The sequence below is a fragment of the uncultured Rhodoblastus sp. genome, assembly GCF_903903185.1.
Lineage (GTDB): Bacteria > Pseudomonadota > Alphaproteobacteria > Rhizobiales > Beijerinckiaceae > Rhodoblastus.
Genome location: NZ_CAIUXT010000083.1, coordinates 1 through 3,096, shown reverse-complemented (window position 1 = coordinate 3,096; position 3,096 = coordinate 1). Strand labels below are relative to the sequence as shown.

General features: G+C 60.0%; 4 protein-coding genes and 1 pseudogene. All 5 read left to right on the top strand.

Annotated elements, in window-relative coordinates; translation table 11 throughout:
- The first annotated feature begins 105 nt into the window (after positions 1 to 105).
- The gene (locus tag QZY01_RS08135; protein WP_342394888.1) at positions 106 to 534 is read left to right on the top strand and encodes an RES family NAD+ phosphorylase; all 429 of its coding nucleotides are present in this window, start codon (positions 106 to 108) and stop codon (positions 532 to 534) included.
- A gap of 437 nt (positions 535 to 971) precedes the next feature.
- Positions 972 to 1,355: a hypothetical protein gene (locus QZY01_RS08130; RefSeq protein ID WP_294535664.1), complete on the top strand. Its 384-nt coding sequence runs from the start codon at positions 972 to 974 to the stop codon at positions 1,353 to 1,355.
- A 140-nt stretch (positions 1,356 to 1,495) separates the two neighbouring features.
- The gene (locus QZY01_RS08125) at positions 1,496 to 1,588 is read left to right on the top strand and encodes an LPXTG cell wall anchor domain-containing protein (protein WP_342394887.1); all 93 of its coding nucleotides are present in this window, start codon (positions 1,496 to 1,498) and stop codon (positions 1,586 to 1,588) included.
- 128 nt (positions 1,589 to 1,716) lie between these two features.
- Positions 1,717 to 2,559 (top strand): alpha/beta hydrolase, encoded by an 843-nt coding sequence (locus tag QZY01_RS08120; RefSeq protein WP_294535661.1) that lies wholly within the window; start codon positions 1,717 to 1,719, stop codon positions 2,557 to 2,559.
- Between the two features lie 194 nt (positions 2,560 to 2,753).
- Positions 2,754 to 2,915: pseudogene (locus QZY01_RS08115) on the top strand (IS630 family transposase); the annotation flags it as partial.
- Positions 2,916 to 3,096 lie beyond the last annotated feature (181 nt).

Here is a 3,096-nt window from a genome sequence, read left to right as displayed (position 1 = left end):
CGCGTTCATCAAAGTAAAGTTCATCAGGCGGTGAAAAAGCTGGTCGATGACGTGCGCCCCAAGACCGACGGCATCGGAAAAGGGCGAAAAAGCGAACCGTCGTGAATTGGACGGGCTAACGATCTCGCGACCGCGATCGCCGAAACGATCGTCCGCGACCGATTCGAAGGAGCGAGCGATCGTTTGCTCGACGAAACCGAAATCGAAGAATGGGCCATCGCCGAGGTTTCCGCCCTCTTTCCCCTTACTGTCCTTGATTTGCGAACGACCGGTCTGCTGCGGCTTGGCGTCAGCACGGACGCCGCCCGCAGCAAAGCTCATCGCGAGGGGCAGGAACTGAGCGAGGCGGTATACAGCGCCTATGCGATCGACGCATTTTTGTATTCCTCTCGCCTGACTGCCGCCAATTGTCTGGCGGTCTATGACCGCGCGGTCGCGAATTTGAAGTCAACCGCCGCCGCGCCGCTTTTGCGGCACCCCGGTCTCGTCCCCGCATTGAATTCGCTCGGCGTCGCAATTCGGAAGACTCGCTGAAAGCTGCTCCCGTCACTTCCTCACTCATTTAGGTTTTGTCGAGGTCATTGACCGCGCGCCAATCCAGATGAATCCGGAGGCCGGTGTCTTTTGATCGTCATCGCGCGGCACAAGCCGCCGATCTGCATGGCGAACCGCAACGTTTATTTCGTGTTCGCCGACGTCCTGTTGCTGGATGAACGGGCTTGGACATAGAAGTAAACTCCTCGCTGACCAACCCTCCCGATTTCCCTACTCTCTGCAAGAAAGCGACGCAACGCCCGAGGTGGCGCGGAAGCTGCCAACTCCGGTTAGCGGCCGTTCGCAGTGACGGCTGGTCGCCAGCTTCGCGCCAGAACCGGTCCTCCAGCGTCGATTAACGGATTGGCGAAAAGTTGTCATTTCAGCGAGAGAGGAATTGCTATTTTCGGCAGCGCCGCCCGTCCGGCGACGCGCTATTGCGTCTCGTTCCAGAGTTTGAGCAAGAGTTCCGCCTGCTCTGTGATTTCGTATGGTGGCGGCGACGACATTGGAAGAACGGTGTCGCTAAGAGCGACCAGGAGTTCGGAGTCGTCTCGGAAGCGCAAGTAAAATCCGATCCGGCGGGCCTCTGGCGGCGCTCCGCGCGCGGGCCTCGCAATGCCGCCCTTTCTCAATTTTTTCCCGCGGCGGTCAACCTGCTCAGCGGCGTTGTGACGCCGACGCTGGTTCCCGGCAGAAGGGCCCATGGCGTGCTTCCCCTGCCCGGCGGCCGGGCTATCGGCGCCAACGGCGATATAGGCGATGTCACGCTATTCCAGGTGTCTAATGGCGTGATCCTCGCGCAATTCCATTGTCATTGAAACGTTCCGCAAGGCGCAACGTAGTTCATCATGGCGACACGATGCGCGACCATCGATTCGCGCCGGTTGGGTAGATTCCGAGGTTGGCGACTTATTCGATTTGAACCCAAATTCGGGAAGGAATAACTCGCAAGCCTTATATGGAGGAAGCCATGGACACGATTCTGATTATCGTGCTGCTCTTTTTATTACTCGGCGGCGGTGGGTACTATGGATACCGTCGCCGTCGGTAAGGTCGATGTGAGCGCGGCGTCGATGACTATATTGCGACCGGCGCCTGACGGGTCCGTTTGGCGGGCATGCCCTATCTGCAAAACTCACGGGCTTTGGGGTTTCAATTGCATCGCGAAAGGGACGCGCCATGAGCACCTTCACGACCAAAGACGGCACACAAATCTACTACAAGGATTGGGGCGCCGGACAACCCGTGGTGTTCAGCCACGGCTGGCCGCTCTCCTCCGACGCCTTCGAGGATCAGATGCTCTTTCTGGCGGCGCGCGGCTATCGCGTGATCGCACACGATCGACGCGGACACGGCCGGTCAAGCCAGCCCTGGCAAGGCAACGACATGGATACCTATGCCGACGACCTGGCGGAACTTGTCAGGAAGCTCGATCTGAAAAACGCAATCCACGTCGGACACTCGACGGGCGGAGGCGAGGTCGCGCGTTATATTGGGCGTCATGGAACCGGCCGAGTCGCCGGGGTCGTGCTGATCGGCGCGGTCACCCCGGTGATGATCAAGAGCGCAACCAATCCAGGGGGCACGCCGATCGAAGCTTTCGATCAGATCCGCGCCTCGGTGTTGGCCGACCGTTCGCAATTCTGGAAGGACCTCAGCATGCCCTTCTATGGCTACAACCGGCCGGGCGCAAAAATTTCCGAAGGCGCGCGCGAGTCATTCTGGCTTCAAGGGATGATGGCCGGCATGCCCGCGTCCTATTTTTGCGTCAAGGCGTTCTCGGAGACCGACTTGACGGAGGATCTGAAAAAGATCGACGCGCCGACGCTGATCCTGCACGGCGACGACGATCAGATCGTGCCGATCGCGGCTTCCGCCCTTTTGTCGGCCAAGCTCGTCAGGGACGCCGAATTGAAAATCTATCCGGGCGCCCCGCACGGCATGTGCACGACGCAGAAGGACAAGGTCAACGCCGACCTTTTGGCGTTCGCGGCGCGTGCGGCGAAACATCGCGCGGCGTGAAGGCCAGCCGCGAACGAAATGGATCGAAGAAGCACAGCCGGCCATGACCGAACGACAAAGGTCCGTCGGCAGTTGGGAACGGTCGAACCAGGTTTTGCCTCGACCGGTTCTGGAATGGTTGTCGTCCGGCCCGGACCGCTTGTGAGAGGCGTCCCGCAGGCGGATCAGAAAACCGCATCGACCGCGAGGACAAGCCGCCCTACAGTCCAGACCTTAGCCCAATCGAACAGGTCTGCGCCAAACTCAAACACTTGATGCCCGACGCCGCAGAACGCCGAAACCGCTTGGCGACGGGAGCGGTTCAAGCCAGATGAGTGCGCAAGGTACTTCCAAACGCAGAATACGCTTCCGTCTAAACACATCATTCTCGAGCTCCCGTCATGGCCCCACGCTTGAGAGCGCGACATTCATGACGCCCCCCAATCCGGAAGGTTCGAAGCGGCAGCCGCATCGGCAAAAAGCCACAATTCGCCGACCGGGCGCAGACCTGCCGCGGGCAAGGCGGCATCGCCCCGACAAAGCCGCCGGAACATTGCG

Coding starts and splice junctions, on each gene's coding strand:
- QZY01_RS08125 (WP_342394887.1), top strand. CDS start 1,496: ATGGAGGAAGCCATGGACACGATTCTGATTATCGTGCTGCTCTTTTTA.
- QZY01_RS08120 (WP_294535661.1), top strand. CDS start 1,717: ATGAGCACCTTCACGACCAAAGACGGCACACAAATCTACTACAAGGAT.